This is a genomic window from Oculatella sp. FACHB-28, from assembly GCF_014696015.1.
Classification (GTDB): Bacteria; Cyanobacteriota; Cyanobacteriia; order Elainellales; family Elainellaceae; genus JAAUTN01.
Window position 1 is genome coordinate 153,156 of sequence record NZ_JACJPJ010000099.1, and the last position, 16,990, is coordinate 170,145.

At 47.4% G+C, this 16,990-nt stretch carries 15 protein-coding genes; 9 read left to right on the forward strand and 6 right to left on the reverse strand.

Annotated features, from left to right (window positions below):
• The first annotated feature begins 2 nt into the window (after positions 1 to 2).
• From fusA to H6F88_RS28710, 4 genes are all read left to right on the forward strand, one after another.
• Complete coding sequence (gene fusA, locus H6F88_RS28695) at positions 3 to 2,078, forward strand: elongation factor G (protein WP_190646221.1); 2,076 nt, start codon at positions 3 to 5, stop codon at positions 2,076 to 2,078.
• A gap of 24 nt (positions 2,079 to 2,102) precedes the next feature.
• Positions 2,103 to 3,332: an elongation factor Tu gene (gene tuf, locus H6F88_RS28700; protein WP_190646222.1), complete on the forward strand. Its 1,230-nt coding sequence runs from the start codon at positions 2,103 to 2,105 to the stop codon at positions 3,330 to 3,332.
• Between the two features lie 154 nt (positions 3,333 to 3,486).
• Complete coding sequence (gene rpsJ, locus H6F88_RS28705) at positions 3,487 to 3,804, forward strand: 30S ribosomal protein S10 (protein WP_018399487.1); 318 nt, start codon at positions 3,487 to 3,489, stop codon at positions 3,802 to 3,804.
• Positions 3,805 to 4,206: 402 nt separating this feature from the next.
• Entirely contained in the window at positions 4,207 to 4,848 is a 642-nt protein-coding gene (locus tag H6F88_RS28710) for an LON peptidase substrate-binding domain-containing protein (protein ID WP_190646223.1), read from the forward strand.
• Between the two features lie 25 nt (positions 4,849 to 4,873).
• On the opposite strand, the gene pheA is transcribed toward H6F88_RS28710, so the two are convergent.
• The gene (pheA, locus tag H6F88_RS28715; protein ID WP_190646224.1) at positions 4,874 to 5,728 is read right to left on the reverse strand and encodes a prephenate dehydratase; all 855 of its coding nucleotides are present in this window, start codon (positions 5,726 to 5,728) and stop codon (positions 4,874 to 4,876) included.
• A gap of 183 nt (positions 5,729 to 5,911) precedes the next feature.
• On the opposite strand from pheA, the gene H6F88_RS28720 reads away from it, so the two are divergent.
• Positions 5,912 to 6,499 (forward strand): DUF1997 domain-containing protein, encoded by a 588-nt coding sequence (locus H6F88_RS28720; RefSeq protein ID WP_190646225.1) that lies wholly within the window; start codon positions 5,912 to 5,914, stop codon positions 6,497 to 6,499.
• Positions 6,500 to 6,522: 23 nt separating this feature from the next.
• Here the strand turns inward: H6F88_RS28720 and H6F88_RS28725 are convergent, their stop codons facing one another.
• The 4 genes from H6F88_RS28725 to H6F88_RS28740 form a co-directional block, all read right to left on the reverse strand.
• Positions 6,523 to 7,143, reverse strand: a complete 621-nt coding sequence (locus H6F88_RS28725) for a ribonuclease HII (protein ID WP_190646340.1) — start codon at positions 7,141 to 7,143, stop codon at positions 6,523 to 6,525.
• A 5-nt stretch (positions 7,144 to 7,148) separates the two neighbouring features.
• The gene (locus tag H6F88_RS28730; protein WP_190646226.1) at positions 7,149 to 9,206 is read right to left on the reverse strand and encodes an Rne/Rng family ribonuclease; all 2,058 of its coding nucleotides are present in this window, start codon (positions 9,204 to 9,206) and stop codon (positions 7,149 to 7,151) included.
• Positions 9,207 to 9,663: 457 nt separating this feature from the next.
• Positions 9,664 to 12,411, reverse strand: a complete 2,748-nt coding sequence (locus H6F88_RS28735; protein WP_190646227.1) for a TIGR03960 family B12-binding radical SAM protein — start codon at positions 12,409 to 12,411, stop codon at positions 9,664 to 9,666.
• A gap of 288 nt (positions 12,412 to 12,699) precedes the next feature.
• Positions 12,700 to 13,035 carry an STAS domain-containing protein gene (locus tag H6F88_RS28740; protein WP_190646228.1) on the reverse strand — a complete coding sequence of 112 codons (336 nt, stop codon included), beginning with the start codon at positions 13,033 to 13,035 and terminating at the stop codon, positions 12,700 to 12,702.
• Positions 13,036 to 13,920: 885 nt separating this feature from the next.
• Between H6F88_RS28740 and H6F88_RS28745 the strand changes: the two genes are divergently transcribed.
• Positions 13,921 to 14,115, forward strand: coding sequence for a hypothetical protein (locus tag H6F88_RS28745; protein WP_190646229.1), 195 nt, complete (start codon positions 13,921 to 13,923; stop codon positions 14,113 to 14,115).
• 146 nt (positions 14,116 to 14,261) lie between these two features.
• On the opposite strand, the gene H6F88_RS28750 is transcribed toward H6F88_RS28745, so the two are convergent.
• On the reverse strand, positions 14,262 to 14,669 hold the full coding sequence (locus H6F88_RS28750; RefSeq protein ID WP_190646230.1) for a hypothetical protein: 408 nt from the start codon (positions 14,667 to 14,669) through the stop codon (positions 14,262 to 14,264).
• A gap of 426 nt (positions 14,670 to 15,095) precedes the next feature.
• Here H6F88_RS28750 and clpS point away from each other — a divergent pair, with 426 nt between their 5' ends.
• From clpS to H6F88_RS28765, 3 genes are all read left to right on the forward strand, one after another.
• On the forward strand, positions 15,096 to 15,377 hold the full coding sequence (gene clpS, locus H6F88_RS28755; protein ID WP_190646231.1) for an ATP-dependent Clp protease adapter ClpS: 282 nt from the start codon (positions 15,096 to 15,098) through the stop codon (positions 15,375 to 15,377).
• Complete coding sequence (locus tag H6F88_RS28760) at positions 15,377 to 16,240, forward strand: CPBP family glutamic-type intramembrane protease (protein WP_190646232.1); 864 nt, start codon at positions 15,377 to 15,379, stop codon at positions 16,238 to 16,240. The genes clpS and H6F88_RS28760 overlap by 1 nt, the downstream gene beginning before the upstream one ends.
• A gap of 141 nt (positions 16,241 to 16,381) precedes the next feature.
• On the forward strand, positions 16,382 to 16,966 hold the full coding sequence (locus H6F88_RS28765; protein ID WP_190646233.1) for a DUF3611 family protein: 585 nt from the start codon (positions 16,382 to 16,384) through the stop codon (positions 16,964 to 16,966).
• The last annotated feature ends 24 nt before the right edge of the window (positions 16,967 to 16,990 follow it).

A 16,990-nucleotide genomic window follows, 5' to 3' on the forward strand; every position in this document is an offset into this window, starting at 1 on the left:
CTGTGGCACGTAATATCCCGCTAGAGCGGATACGTAACATCGGAATTGCCGCCCATATTGATGCTGGTAAAACGACGACGACGGAGAGAATTCTGTTTTACTCCGGTGTCGTTCACAAAATTGGAGAAGTCCACGAGGGAACAGCTGTAACCGACTGGATGGCGCAAGAGCGGGAGCGGGGTATTACTATCACTGCTGCTGCTATCAGCACAAGCTGGAAAGACCATCGCATCAATATTATCGACACTCCTGGCCACGTTGACTTCACGATCGAAGTTGAGCGTTCCATGCGTGTCCTAGATGGTGTGATCGCTGTATTTTGTTCGGTCGGTGGGGTTCAACCTCAGTCAGAAACGGTCTGGCGACAAGCCGATCGTTACAAAGTACCCCGGATTGCATTTGTCAATAAGATGGACCGAACGGGTGCTAACTTCTTTAAGGTGTATGACCAGATCCGCGATCGCCTTCGGGCTAACGCTGTGCCTGTTCAACTTCCAATTGGGAGTGAAGATCGCTTTCGAGGAGTCGTAGATTTAGTAGGGATGCGCGCTCGTATCTACAACAATGATCTAGGTACGGACTTTGAAGATACGGATATTCCAGAAGATGTGCTTGAGCTTGCAAAGGAATATCGCACTAAGCTGATTGAGTCAGTGGCTGAGACTGACGATGCTCTGACAGAAAAATACCTCGAAGGTGAGGAGCTAACTGAAGAAGAGATCCGAGCCGCTTTGCGGAAAGGAACTATCGCAGGCACCATAGTTCCTATGCTGTGTGGTTCTGCCTTTAAGAACAAAGGCGTTCAGCTTCTTTTGGACGCTGTGGTTGCCTATTTACCCGCTCCTACAGAGGTGCCTCCAATTCAAGGTACCTTACCGGATGGTAGTGTGGCTGTTCGTCATGCAAGTGACGATGAGCCCCTAGCTGCCCTAGCATTCAAAATCATGGCAGACCCATATGGTCGTCTGACCTTTGTTCGAGTCTATTCAGGTATCCTCAGCAAAGGGAGCTATGTCTACAACTCGACAAAGGGCAAGAAGGAACGGATCTCTCGCTTAATCGTGCTTAAAGCAGACGAACGAACTGAAGTTGACGAGCTTCGAGCCGGAGATTTAGGTGCTGCTCTTGGTTTGAAAGATACGTTTACAGGTGACACGATTTGCACTGAGGAATCCTCAGTCATTTTAGAGTCTCTGTTTATTCCAGAGCCTGTAATCTCGGTTGCGGTTGAGCCTAAGACAAAGCAAGATATGGAGAAGCTTTCCAAGGCCCTCCAATCTCTCTCTGAGGAAGACCCAACTTTTCGAGTTAGCATTGATCAGGAAACAAACCAGACTGTGATTGCCGGAATGGGTGAGCTTCACCTGGAGATTCTTGTGGACCGGATGTTGCGGGAGTTTAGGGTAGAAGCTAACATTGGTGCCCCTCAAGTCGCTTACCGGGAAACAGTGCGTAAGGCTGTTAAGGCAGAAGGCAAGTTTGTTCGTCAAAGCGGAGGAAAAGGGCAGTATGGTCATGTCGTGATTCAGTTGGAGCCTGGAGAGCCTGGTACTGGCTTTGAGTTTGTTTCCAAGATTGTTGGAGGCACTGTACCGAAGGAGTACATTGGCCCAGCCGAGCAAGGCATGAAAGAAGCTTGTGAGTCTGGTATTCTGGCTGGATATCCGGTAATCGACCTTAGGGCTACGCTGGTAGACGGGTCTTATCACGAGGTTGACTCTTCAGAAATGGCTTTCAAGATTGCCGGCTCAATGGCAATTAAGGAAGCTGTGATGAAAGCTTCACCCGTTCTTTTGGAACCGATGATGAAAGTTGAAGTCGAGGTTCCTGAAGATTTTCTGGGGGATGTGATGGGTGACCTAAACTCCCGCAGAGGTCAGATTGAAGGGATGGGATCGGAAGAAGGAATTGCCAAAGTCACCGCTAAGGTGCCACTGGCAGAAATGTTCGGTTATGCTACTGATATCCGGTCTAAGACGCAGGGTCGGGGCATATTCTCGATGGAGTTTAGCCACTACGATGAGGTGCCTCGCAACGTGGCTGAAGCGATCATTGCTAAGAGTAAAGGGAACGCATAATCAGAAAGAGGAACACATAGATTCATGGCACGCGCAAAGTTTGAACGGACTAAACCCCACGTTAATATCGGTACCATCGGTCACGTCGATCATGGTAAAACTACTCTTACCGCTGCGATCACGATGACCCTGGCTGCAACGGGTGGTGCCAAAGCCAGAAAATACGACGAGATTGATGCTGCTCCTGAAGAGAAGGCAAGAGGCATTACAATCAACACCGCTCACGTTGAATACCAGACAGAAGAGCGGCATTACGCTCACGTAGACTGTCCAGGACATGCCGACTATGTGAAGAACATGATCACTGGCGCGGCACAAATGGACGGAGCGATTCTGGTTGTGTCAGCGGCTGATGGCCCGATGCCCCAAACCCGTGAGCACATTCTGCTGGCGAAGCAGGTTGGTGTACCCAACATTGTTGTTTTCCTAAACAAGCAAGACCAGGTTGATGACGAAGAGTTGCTGGAGCTAGTTGAGCTAGAGGTGCGTGAACTACTCAGCACCTATGATTTCCCGGGCGATGATATTCCCATTGTTTCCGGTTCTGCTCTGTTGGCTCTGGAAGCATTGGTCTCTAACCCTAAGATCGTTAAGGGAGAGAACGAGTGGGTAGACAAAATCTACGCGCTAATGGATGAAGTAGACGCTTACATCCCTACTCCTGAGCGGGATATAGACAAACCCTTCCTGATGGCTGTTGAGGACGTTTTCTCAATCACAGGTCGTGGAACGGTCGCAACCGGACGGATCGAGCGTGGCAAGGTCAAGGTCGGTGAGACTGTTGAGTTGGTCGGTATCAGAAATACTCGCAGCACCACAGTTACGGGTGTAGAGATGTTCCAGAAAGTTCTGGAAGAGGGAATGGCTGGAGATAACGTTGGAGTTCTGCTTCGCGGTATTCAGAAAGCTGACATTGAACGCGGCATGGTACTTGCTAAGCCTGGTTCGATCACACCTCACACCCAATTTGAGTCTGAGGTTTACATTCTGAAGAAAGAAGAAGGTGGTCGTCATACCCCATTCTTCCCTGGCTATCGCCCTCAGTTCTATGTTCGTACAACTGATGTGACTGGCACAATCAGTGCTTTTACTGCTGACGATGGCAGTGAAGCTGAGATGGTGATGCCTGGCGATCGCATCAAAATGACGGTTGAGCTAATTAACCCGGTTGCAATTGAGCAGGGAATGCGCTTTGCAATTCGGGAAGGTGGCCGTACCGTAGGTGCGGGTGTCGTTTCTAAAATCATCAAGTAGCTCTAGCTACTGAGCCGTTTTTGTCAGCAGCCAAATTACAAGTTTGGCTGCTGATAATTTTGAGCTTAGCCAGGTTCATCTCAACATTCTGGCTGAAGCTAGGATGTTGAGATGAACCTGGAATTAACTGAACCTGGACAACTGAAGCAAAATCATGGCAACTATTCAACAGCAAAAAATTCGGATTCGCCTCAAGGCATTCGATCGTCGCCTTTTAGATACCTCTTGTGAAAAGATTGTCGATACTGCTAATCGGACAAACGCTACAGCAATTGGTCCGATTCCTCTACCGACTAAGCGCCGAATCTACTGCGTACTGCGATCGCCTCACGTAGACAAAGATTCTAGAGAACACTTTGAGACCCGTACTCACCGCCGCATTATTGATATTTACCAACCTTCTTCTAAAACGATTGATGCTCTCATGAAGCTGGATCTGCCTGCTGGCGTTGACATTGAAGTGAAGCTGTAGCTCTCTTAGATTGGTTGTGAAATGAAATGGGTCGTGGGAGCCGAACTCTTCGGAAGCTCGGCTCCCACGACCCATTTGTAGCGACTAAGCTAGCTGTTTAGCAATAATAGAGCTTCTTCTCTGTTCGTTAGATTGACATTGTTTCTATTGAAGGTAGAAATCAGCCATAACCTTTTGCAGGATAGGTCTTTTAATCAAGGGTATTAGGTGGGCACTAGTAGCTAGATGTCGCCAACTCAGTCTTTGGTTATAGATTTAGGGTCATAGCCTTTTTGCAGACTAGAAGGATGCGATAGACTATGTGGAGTAGCCTTTGCTGCTCACACATTTGACCTGTTTCCGAAAGCAGTTGATAAGGTCAAACCTAATCATATTGAATCCCTATTGGGGATTAGGATTTCAATGACATCTTCTTCATCAGTTGCTGTTCGAGAGCTTCCACTTTTTCCGTTGTCTGAAGTAGTTCTATTTCCAGGCAAACCACTTCCACTTCACATTTTTGAGTTTCGCTACCGGATTATGATGAATACCATACTTCAGAGCGATCGCCGCTTTGGAGTGCTGATGGTTGACCCGGTAGAGGGTAAAGTTGCAAAGGTTGGTTGTTGTGCAGAGATCGTACACTTTCAACGTCTCCCAGATGACCGGATGAAGGTTATGACTGTGGGACAGCAACGCTTTCGGATTCTTGAATATGTTCGAGAGAAGCCCTACTACGTAGGATTGGTTGAATGGATTGAAGATCAACCCACTGAAAGGAATCTAAAGACATTATCAACTGAAGTTGATCAGCTATTGCGAGATGTTGTGCATCTTTCCGCTAAGTTAACGGGGCAAGAAATTGAACTGCCTGATGACATTCCTGATTTGCCCGTTGAACTCTCCTACTGGGTCGCTAGCAACCTTTATGGTGTAGCGATGGAGCAGCAAGCCCTTTTGGAGATGCAAGACACGGCGGCTCGTCTAGAGCGCGAAGCTGAAATTTTAACCTCTACGCGTAATCATCTGGCAGCTCGAACAGCCTTAAAGGATGCTTTGAAGTAAAAAAGGGAAAGGGGGTTCAACTCTCTTAGGTTTGGGCAATCTGAGATGGAAGAACCGTGTAGCTGCCAAAGATTTTTAGGGTCTCTGCATAGTTGCTCAATTCTTTTAGAACAGATTGTGTTGTCGGATCTTTTTCATCAGCTTCAATATCGATAAAGAACAGGTATTCTCCAAGCGAGCGCTTGGTAGGACGTGATTCTATACGGCTTAGGTTAATACTCCGTTCGGCAAAAGATTGAAGGGGTCTAACTAATGCCCCTGGTAAGTTGGCAGAGAAACTTAAGGCCAGCGAGGTATAGCTACCACCGGGCGATGGTTGTAAGCTTAATATCCAGAAGCGGGTGCAGTTGTCAGGGTGGTCATTGATTGGATGAGCCAGAACAGGCAGCTTATAAAGCTGAGCAGCCCGTTGAGATGAAATTGCTCCACTACTAGGGTCTCGGTCTAGGTATTGCAATGCCTCCGTTGTAGAATTTGTGGGAATTAGCTGTACATTGGGCAAGGCTCTTTCCAGCCAACTCTGGCATTGGGCAAGAGCTTGAGGGTGAGAGTAAACGGTTTGAATCTGCTTCAGAGCTGGACTGTACGACAGCAAAGCATGAGAGATTGGCAGCACTAGAGCTTTTTGTATGCGCAGGGTGTCAAGCTGCCAAAGTGTATCTAGGGTGACACTCACACTTCCTTCAATTGAGTTTTCGACCGGAACTACTACTAAGTCGGTTTCTCTGGTTGCTGTTGCTCTTAATGTTTGTGTGATGCTGGGGTAGGGACAGAGTAAAGATTCTTCCCCTGTCGTCTCTAGCAACCATCTGGCACAGATCAGGGCTGCTGCTTCAGCATTGGTTCCTGGAGGCCCGAGGTAAGCAATTGAGCGTGCCATAGCAAATATTTGAGGAATAACTTTTCAGAGACAAAGCTGAGATAATTGAAACTTTCTATTAAGTACAATCAGCTATTGTCCGTCAAAACACGTATACTTCGTAAGATTAAGGGTGTTTCCTTGGAAAGTATGTAAAATTTAGTGAACGAGTAGGGAAGCATTCAACCATTCTTTAATCCTTCTATGCCTATCCGATTTAACGCCTTCCAATCCGTTGAGATTGCTGTAGCAGATCAGCCTATCCCAATTCAGCATTACTTGCGTCAACCTCAGCGCTTGGTCAAGGCACTGGTTGATCCAAGTCGGACTGAGCAGTTGAGTTCAGAAGTATTTCGGCTAAAGATGCGTCCTTTGAACTTTATGATGCTAAAGGTTCAACCTATAGTAGATATGAGAATCTGGGCAGAACCAGACGGCACGATTCGGGTTGAATCCCTTGCTTGTGAGATTCGAGGAGTGGAATATATCAACCAGCGATTTAACCTTAACCTCGTTGGACAGTTAACTCCACAACTAAAGCGTGATACAACTTATCTCGTCGGGAGAGCAGATTTAGAGGTACTAGTTGAGTTACCGCCGCCTCTGTTATTTACGCCAAAACCTTTGTTAGAGGCAACAGGCAATGGTTTGCTGCGAAGCGTCCTGCTCACCGTTAAGCAACGTTTAATACATCAACTCTTGTCTGACTATCGGACTTGGGCTGTTAATCAGAGGGAGCAGGTTGCTCAGTCCGGGCGATCTCTTCTATCTCCTAATACACCAATTGCTTAACTGCTCAGCACGTTTCAACATAATTATTGCAACTTACAGGGGCTAAAAGACAAGCGATGTTGTCGAGAAGCCCCTAATTGCTTTAATCCTAGCTTGTGTTTGACAGTTCCATATCCTTTATTGGTTGCTAGGTCATACCCTGGATACTTGGCTGCTAGTCTAACGATTAGTGCATCCCGCCAAACTTTTGCAATGATGCTGGCAGCGGCGATCGCTGCGAATTGCTGATCGCCCTTTATGCAGGTTTGATGAGGCATTGGCAACCCTTGAACTTTTTGATTGCCATCTATCAAACAAAAATCGGGCTGGGGAGTTAGCCGAAGGATAGCGCGACGCATAGACAGCAAAGATGCTTGCAGAATGTTGAGTCGATCGATTTCTTGAACTGAAGCAACACCAATTCGGCAATCTACTGCTAGAGACCGGATCTGTTTAGCAAGCAGTTCTCTGTGTAAAGGAGTAAGCTGCTTGCTATCCGTTAAGCCTGCACTGAGTAGACCCGCTATAGCCCGCTCCGGTAAAATTACTGCTGCGGAAACCACTGGTCCAAATAAAGCTCCTCGACCTACTTCATCAACTCCAGCAATCAGTCGAAACTGGCTTAAGTTGTCAGGTAGGTTTGAAAAACACAATTGTGATTGGATCACAACTAGCTATCACCCACTGCATTCATAGTATTTTCTGACTCGACAGCAGAAGAACGACGGCGACGGCGACGAGACGACCCATTACCGTCAGGCGAATCTGCACTTCCATCAGAAACTGCTAAATCAGGTGCTGGCACAGATACAGGTATTGAAACTGAATCTTCGCCATTTTCGTCGTCTAAAGGAAAGTCTGTGCTCGATGGGGAGGTTTCTTCTGCTGCAGTTTGCTCAAATCCACTAGGTGGAAATACAACTGGCACGGGTGTTCCATTACCAGTACGGGAGCTTTCTCCAGGTAATGTAACTGTGACAACAGCAGACTTTGGATCTTTTACTTCCTCAGTTGCTAAAACCAAAGGTGAAACACCCATTAAAGCATAGACATCTTGTTCTTCAAGTGTCATTTCAACTTGAACAATTTGAGGTGGTTCAGCAATAGGTTTGTCGCGTCGATTAGAGGAGCGGCTTCGATCAGGTTTTTCACTTCGACTCTCTTTAGGAATCAACGTGGGTAGTACTGTCTCTTCGACAGCAGGCGGCAGTTCAGGCTCAACGTCAGGTTCTGCTCGGACGGGGCTACCCACTCTCGCAACAGGTTCTCCGACTCGGATGCGGCTGCGACGACGGCGGCGATTGTTAGCTCCACCCCGCTCTTGATAGCTAGGATGGTTGGTCAAATCTAGTTCCTGCAAATCTTGAGATGGATCTGCATCAAATTCATCTTTTTGACCGTCCCAGTTCTCCCGCAGCTGCGGTGTGCGGCTCTCAGGTGCAGCATATTCGCGAGCCGCTGGTTCGACAAATTCTTGAAGCTGACGCTCTGATTCACCTGGAAGGTGTACTAAGTGCCCTAATCCGCCGCAGGTTGGGCAGGTTCTTCCAAACAGCTCATAAATGTTCTGGCCTTGGCGTTTGCGGGTTAGCTCAACCAAACCTAGTTCCGAGAGTTGGGCAATTTGAGGTCTAGCTTTGTCGGCTCTTATGGCTTTGTTAAACTGCTCTAAAACTTGCAGTTGATCGCGACGGGAATCCATATCGATAAAATCGACAATAATGACTCCGGCAATATTGCGAAGTCGCAGTTGTCGGGCAATTTCAACAGCCGCTTCAGAGTTTGTCCAAAGAACCGTTTCACGCGCGGTTGCCGACCGGGTAAAAGAACCAGAGTTGACATCAATAACGGTTAGCGCTTCTGTCCGTTCAATAATGATGTAGCCGCCAGAGGGCAAATCGACTCTGGGTTTAAGTGCTTCTCGAATTGCTGCATTGACGCGGAAATACTCCAGGATGGAGGTGCGATCGCGATGATGGTCTACCAGTACACCTTGAGGTGACCGACCGCCGCTCCAACTGACTAAATGCTGTTTTACCCGCTTCATCCCGGTGTGAGAATCTACCACAATCCGGTTAACGTCGGCACTGTATACGTCTCGCAGAACCCGTTGAATAAAATCGTCATCGCGATTCAGCAAGCTAGGAGGGCGAGTCGTCACTGCTTCTTGCTGAATGTTTTCCCACTGCTTCTGCAGGGCTTCCAAATCTTCAATAATGGCCTCTTCTGCCACACCCTCGGCTTCGGTGCGGACGAGTAGCCCCATCCCTGCGGGCTTGACTAAGACTGCCAGCGCGCGCAGCCGATTCCGTTCATTTTCGTTACGAATACGGCGCGATAGATTTACACCCCGACCAAATGGCATGAGTACAAGATAGCGGCCTGGAAGACTGATATTTCCAGTTAACCGAGGTCCTTTGTTGCCCGTTGGCTCCTTCATTACCTGCACCAAAACCTTCTGCTGGGGTGCTAGTAGTTCAGTGATAGAGCCAGCGGCCCGCTTTAGCCTGAGCGGACCTAAATCCGTGACGTGAATGAACCCATTGCGCTCGGCGTCTCCAATGTTGACAAAGGCCGCATCAATTCCAGGTAGTACGTTCTCAACTACACCTAGATAAATATCACCAACTTGGTGACTTCCTGTGGCAACAATCAGTTCTTGAATTTGATCTTCTGAAAAAACAGCAGCAATCCGGTGCTGTTCGGCAATAATAATTTGCTTCGACATTCAACTTCCTCGAATATTTACAGCAAAGCAAAAGGCACTAGCCTCATCAGCACCGCTTGCTTTCCTGGTAATAAGACAACGTGTGGAAAAAATCACAATCATGACATGGAGGCAAACGAAGCTGCTCCTTATCCTTAAACAAAACCATTGAGAAATTCAGCAACCCCAGAATGGCTGAATCTCTCCAACGAACCTCGAACCTACAGCCAACTAATCAAACATCCTGGAAAGATACCTTCCGCTGGGAGTTAGGCATCTGCAATTGACCAGGGGTGAACGGAAAGCCTTGCAGAAGCAGACTGCGCCCGACTTGTGTTGCCGATTAAACCACTGGCAACCCTGAAGGCTCTCAATCCACGACAGCTTCTTTGAATTGAATTATAGCGTGGAGCAGCGATAACGCCACTAGAAGTGAGCAATTTGTGAGAAATCAGGAGCAGAATCCAATCAACAATCCTTACTCAGTGACTGCTGGGGATAGAAAAAGCTGGCTTCGGTGGGTATGCAGCAGTTGAAATGGACGCTGAGCTATTTGCTCCAGCATATAAACTACATGCTCTGGGCGCAGCAAGCTGCCGTCGTTGCGACAGCTTCCCACATATTGCAGAATAATAGCGTCGGATTGAGCTTGGTGATGCAGAATAGCAGGAGGCAAGTTTGAGGAAACAGTATTTTCGACTAAGGAAAGGTCAAAGAGACGATCGCACAAGTTAACCTGCTTAGTCTTGCCCGACTTCGTCTTCTGCTCTAAGCCTATTTCATTAGCTGCTTTAATCGCTTCTATCCAAGCTTGCCACTGTGCTGTTGACAGAGGCTCTGGATCTGAAGTGCCCTCAGCCAGAGCACGAACTGCGACATAGTACTTTGCTTGCTCCAGTAACTTGGTGGCAGATGCAGTAGTGGGAGCAATCGCCTCTACCTGATAAATGGGTACATCTGCTGGCAAAGCCGCTGCCAATCTTTCCTGAAACTCGACTAAATCTACAGTTTTAGTCAGTTCAAAGTCTACTAGCTCACCCGAACTCGTTGCTCCAAGCGATAGAGCATTAGCAATCGAGATTCGAGGTGAAGGATGAAATCCTCCTGTGAAAGCGATGGGTAAAGCGGCTCGCCGCACTGCTCGGTCAAACAAGCGCACCATATCTAGATGGCTCACCAAAGCCATATCGCCCTGCTTCCCAAACCAAATTCGCAACCGCTGGACTTTTTCCTGGTTGGGCTTAAAGTGTCCCTCAAACTGAGGAATCGGCAGCGGCTGAATCACAACGTTGTGACCAAAGTCTGCCCCACACACGCCACAGTGGGAGCAACCCTCAAAAGAGCAGTCTGGTACGATCGCTGCTTCTAAAGCCTTCTGTAGGTCTGCTTTGAGCCATTGTTTATCAATTCCTGTATCAATATGATCCCAGGGCAAAGGAGCATCGCATGCAGGATGAGGAGTAGGGAGTGAAGGATCAGATTTCTCTACTGACGTAGAATGCTCGTCGGGTTGAGGGGACGGGCTGGTAGACAGTTGTGGCATCCCTTCCATCAAATTCCATTCGCCGCTTTCGACTTGACGATATTTCCAGGTTAGCCCTGACTCAGCGATCGCCTGTGTCCAGGCAGCAAAGGCACGATCAAGACTTTCCCACCAGGCATCCATTCCAGCTCCCAGTTCCCAGGCGCGGTGAATGACGGTAGAAAGACGGCGATCGCCCCGTCCAACAAAGTCTTCCATCGCGGAAAGCCGCACATCCGTAAAGTTGGCTTTCAGCCCACGAATCGTGCGAAATTCCTGGCGCAAAAGTTTCTGCTTGCGCTCAAACTCAGCCGTCGAAACTGAGTGCCACTGAAATGGAGTATGCGGTTTGGGTGTGAAGTTGGAAATCGTTACATTGAAGTTTAACTTTCGTCTACCTGGAGTACTGCATTCCTGCTGAAGCCACCGAATTGTCTCGGCAATCCCCAACACGTCAACATCTGTTTCTCCAGGCAAGCCAATCATGAAGTAGAGCTTGACCTTGTCCCACCCTTGCTCATGAGCGGTTTTAACCCCTCGCAACAATTCCTCGTTAGTCAGTCCCTTGTTGATAATGTCCCGCATTCGCTGAGTGCCAGCTTCAGGGGCAAAGGTTAAGCTGCCCTGCCGCATTCCCCCCAAAATATTGGCAATGTTTTCATCAAATCGATCGACTCGCTGGCTGGGTAAAGATAGAGAAATATTCTCGTCCTTAAGCCGATTCTTGATTTCCATGCCGACTGCTGGCAAAGCCAAATAGTCAGAGCAGCTTAACGACAACAGCGAGAACTCGTTGTAGCCTGTCGTTCTCATGCCTTGCTCAATCGCTTCTACAACCCGCTCTGGCTCCACATCGCGGGCTGGGCGGGTGAGCATCCCAGGTTGGCAAAAACGACAGCCACGAGTGCAGCCACGGCGAATTTCGATCACGAGACGGTCGTGTACTGTCTCAACATAGGGAACCAACCCCATTGAATACGCGGGCATAGGGTCAGCAACCCGACGTAAGATGCGGTCCGGCACATCTGGTCGAATAGATTGAACAGAGCCATCTGCACCCATCTTGTAAAACTGCGGTACATAGACTCCAGGCACCTGTGCTAGATCTAGCAGCAGTTCTTCTCGACTCAGTCCGGCAGACTTGCCCTCTTCCAACACCAAACCGATTTCGGGCAGCAGCTCTTCTCCGTCTCCCAGGGCAATGAAGTCGAAAAAGTCGGCATAAGGTTCTGGATTAGAGGTGGCAGTTTGCCCCCCCGCGAAAATGAGCGGGTAATTCTGCCCTGCTAGTTCGTGCTTCCGTTCTTTCCAGGTTAAGGGGATGCCAGCAAGATTTAACATCTCCAGGATGTTGGTAGCCCCTAGTTCATAGCTAAGGCTAAATCCCAAAATGTCAAACTCGGTCAGCGATCGCCTCGACTCCACTGCAAACAGTGGAATCTTGTTTTCTCGTAATTTGGCAGACAGATCCGGCGCAGGTAGATAGGCGCGATCGCACAATTGCCTGGGCTGAGCATTCAGGATGCTGTAGAGAATGACATGTCCCAGGTTTGAGGCCCCAACCTCATAAACCTCAGGGTAAGTCAAAACCCAACGCACCGTTGATGCATTCCAATCCTTATGAACTGCCCCTAACTCATTACCCAGATAGCGAGCAGGTCGAGCAATTTCTGGGGTCAACAACCTTTCAACCGCAACCGTCACAGTAGATTCAATTCCAGCATTAGGATTAAGCTTTACTCATTCACTATACTGGACGCGCACACAATCAGGCAGTCCACTGCCCTTCTATGAAGACTACTGCTTGAAACCTTCATAGGGTCTACTAGTCAACAATAGTGAACCCCTCAGTCGTGAGAGACTCTATCAATTAGGGAATTAGGTAAGGTAGACAAAATAAACTCAGCGCCAGATCAGTAAGGGGTTGAACACAATCTGGCGCAACAAATTGACTAAAGAGAGCAGTCACAAGGTTCGGTGAAAAAGTAAAACTTAAGCCGCAACGATTTCAAAAGCAGAGCGGCTCTCAAAAATCTCGAACACCCGATCTAGTTGAGTCAGCTCAAAAATGATGCGAATCGAGGGAGATACGCAACATAGTCCAAATCGCTGATCCAATCGCTGAGATAGGGTCAAGGCGGAAACCAACGCCATCAAGCCTGCGCTGTCGAGAGATTCGACCTGGCTCATGTCTACCAAAACGGCAGAAGAGTCCCGCGAGGAAACGGCTGACATTAACTGCTGCTGTAATCCCGCTGCATTGGATGCATTGAGATGACCGCAAGGTTGAACAACTGTCATTGGAGATTGGGCAAGAACACTTCGCATCGTTCGATCCTGTTAAAACAACCAACTGGAGAACTGCTTTCAGATGCTCCGAAGATAACTTTAAGATTTGGGTCTAGACCACAAAATCTAATTCATTTCACTAAAACTTTATGAGTTAACTTCAGTACTTGAAGTTTTCAGCAAGTCATTCTGCAAGAAAGTGTTCAAAGTTACGAATTATTCCTTCAATCAAGCAATTTACTGCTAATGGGTGAAGCGAAGTCTTCAATAAAGAGTTGGGAGGGATTAAGTTATAGCTTTTGGTGAATTAATCAAGTCTTTTTTGTAGAGTCGTTTTGATTAATACAAAGCTCCAAAAAGTTTGCGTCTAAAGATAGATGCCTATGAGTTTGTAGTTTGAAATTCAGAGTGGCATTCAGCAATAGCTCATAGAAATGCTGCAAGTCGCGGGTTCATAAATGACTAAGACCAAGTAGATAAATTGTTCGTTGTTCTAGGACTGTTAATGCCGTTCCTTAAGATTTCCTTTCATGACAAACTGAAAGCTTTATGGAGGAAGGCGGTTTTGAGGTGTTCAGCTCTGTGAAGCTATTGTGTTGTGTAGGACTATTCGTCAGCGACAGGAGGGTTGCTAAGAAGAGATGCATTGGCTCCCATATGTCGGGCGAGGTGGTTGAAGCAGGGGTTGGATTTTAGGCAGGGCAATGTTTTCCCTATATTCTGCCACTAGAGAAACTATGGTAAATTTAACTTATGAAGGAGTAAAGCATTAAGAGAGTAGTGACTTCAAAATAAAGTCCGTGACTGAGATCACTCTGAAGTAAGGTTGTAGATCACTTTCCTGCCCAGGTATTCAGCAGAAAATTCACCTTAGGCATGTCTTCCTTTTACATGCATCCTCCTCTCAATTTGGTGGTACCTGCTATGAAAACGACTTATGCTATTCGCAAACTTGTAGAGAAGGCACTTTATATCAGGCAACTTACTCCTGATATTGAGAACGAGATAAACTACGAACTGACTCGCTTAGGCTATATTTCTGACGTAGATTATGAAGCGTTAGAGCTATTAATGTCCGAGATGGATGCTGGTCGAGTTCGGTTGGTTCCTAGTCCATAGTTTTTATTCAGTTAGTACTTTACGTTACGGCTGAGTTCTTGTGGGTTTCTAGCTTTTGTATTACCCCTAATAGAGTTCTAATTTCGTTTGAACTAGACGAGCCTAATCGGTTTTCAGCTTGTGTTAAACCCTTGCTGAAAGTTGAATTAAAGAGTCGTTAAATGCATCTGACAAACATCATGGATAAAGCGATGTAGCTGCTGATGGGCTATGCAATCGCCTTGTGTTTGGGTTTTGGGATGAGCTAGTTGAGTCAGCAGTGGTACAACCTCTGTATCTAGAGCAGCACGGAATAGAGCTATAGGGCAGAGCAAATCAGACCCCTGTCGTAAGTCATATAAGCTAGGCTGTTCAGAAGCGGTTGGATCGTCGATATGTACACTAGAAGAGGCGATGGAGTCTCTGGTGGGAGAAACTTTCAAGATTAATGGACGAACCCACCCTCTCCTACTTTTGTTTTTAGGAACAATTTGAATGAGTTCTGCGTATAGACAGGTGTCTCCATGCTCCAAGCAAAGAATTTGACCGGGTTGAAAATCGGTAATAGAGGTCATTAGCTCTTGCCTTCTCAGCGGGTTAGCTTGCTGTCAAGAAGTGTTTTGATAGCTAAACTTTTGTCAAATTGATTGTAGCTTTTGGTGAGGTTGCCCAGAGAGAAACTGCAATGCTTGAACTACCTGGTGGTTGAAGTACTGATGTAGGAAGGATAAAACGATTGTACGTATATGGTTCATAAAATTTCACTGGTAAGAAGAAAGGCATAAATTAAGTTGGGTAACGAAAGGTTAAGTCTGGTAAGGTTGAGATATGCATCTCATTTGAATGCAGGTTTACCTAATTGCTATGGTGATTTGCGCTGATTTCTTTGTACTGGAGGCTTTGCTAGCTGCTTATATGGATTCATCACTAGCTCAGCAATACGACTATTCAAGCAGGGCTAGATAAACTGGTTTTAAGTAGTTTATAGAGAGGGTAGAGTCGTGTCCGTCGAGACCATTGAACAGCGTTCAACGTCCCGCAAACACGCACCCCGCTATCGGGTTTTGCTGCACAACGACGATTACAACTCGATGGAATACGTGGTGCAAGTTCTAGTCAAGACTGTGACTAGTTTGACTATTCCGCAGGCAGTTAGCATTATGATGCAGGCTCACAACAACGGGACGGGCTTGGTTATCACATGTGCCCAAGAACATGCAGAGTTCTACAGTGAAACCCTTAATGCTCATGGTTTAACTAGCACAATTGAACCAGACGACTAGTGCTTGACCAATTTAAGGCAAGGTTTAACCCCCGCTCCATAGCTCGCTATCCACTTTTACTTCGGCTGCTGACTTTTATTTCAGTTCTGCTTTTAGCGTGGTTGCCGCTCGCAGGTCTATCTCTGTGGTTAGTGAAAGATTCAAATACGCTCAGCATCGTAGCTATGTCGCTGCTGGCACTTGGATTTTTAGCTCTAGTCAAGGTTTGGGGGAAAGTTGTTTACCGGCAGCCTCACATTTTTCGGAGCTACGGTCTGATTTTTACGCGCCGAAATGGATGGGATTTACTTGAAGGATTAGTCATTGGGCTGTCTAGCTTATGGGCTTTGTTTTTGCTTCAGGGCTGGCTGGGATGGTTGAGTTGGCAAGACTTTCCTCCACGTTTCCCGCTCATTCTGCTAGAGGGATGGCTGGTTGCGCTGGGTGTTGGTTTAGCTGAGGAACTGGCGTTTCGGGGCTGGTTGTTGGATGAGTTACAGCGAGATTACAGTCCTAAAGTCGCGCTTTGGAGTAGCAGCTTAGTCTATGCGGGTCTGCATTTTCTAAAGCCAGTTGCGGAAGTTTTGCGGACTTTGCCTCAATTTCCAGGACTGGTGATGCTTGGTTTGGCTCTCGTTTGGGCAAAGCGATCGCACTCTGGTCGTTTAGGATCATCAATTGGTCTACACGCTGGGCTAATTTGGGGCTACTACATGGTTCAAGTCGGTGAATTGGTGGAATATTCCAACCAGGTGCCTGAGTGGGTTACAGGAATTGACCGAAATCCATTAGTGGGTGGAATGGGACTAATGTTTTTGGGTGGAATTGCCTTCTATATGTGGAGGCGATCGCAGATATTCTCCCGTCAAACAGTCGCAAGGTAAGCTATTTCAGCAAATTCTTCTGATCTCTAGCTAGAGAACTGGCATCTCTGTTATCGTACCTTCATAGATGGATCGCCAGATTTAGGGCGAGAGCGCATTGCAGAATCAATCCCTTCGTTAACTGCGCCCTCTCATACAGATATGACAAGCAAGATAGATTCCTACTCGTTGCCCCCGGCCGTTCGACGGATTGCCACTTACTTCCGTGTTTGTGGTTGGCTTAGCTTCTGGGTGCAAGCAGTCCTGGCTTTAGTTTCTGGGGTAGCTCTTGTTTTTGCTGTTGGTAGTTTGAGCTTGAGAAGTGGGGCTGAAACGTCTGGAGGACCAGGAACCGGCTCTGGTTTATTTCTTGCCGTCTGTGGATTAGTTGCTCTTTGCATAGGCGCTTACTGGGCATTTCGCTACACTCGCCTGTCTCGGAGATTGAGATCTCCTGATTCTAGAGGTCGTCCAAAACCTGGGGATGTCATTCAGGCTCTAAGGATTGGGCTGACGATCAACCTGGTTGGTATGTTGCTGACGCTCCTAGGAGCAGAGGCGATCGTTGGTTCGTTGTTGGCAAGGACTTTTTCCCAGTCAGGTGCGATATACGAATTCGGGCGAAATCCTCAGTTTATTCAAGCAGCCGATATCTTCATCGTGCAGGCAAACACGAATACGGTGCTGGCCCATTTTGTGGGTGTAGTTGCTTCGCTATGGTTGGTGCGGTGTATGAGCCGCCAGTAGTTGATAGGCGATCGCTCTGATAAT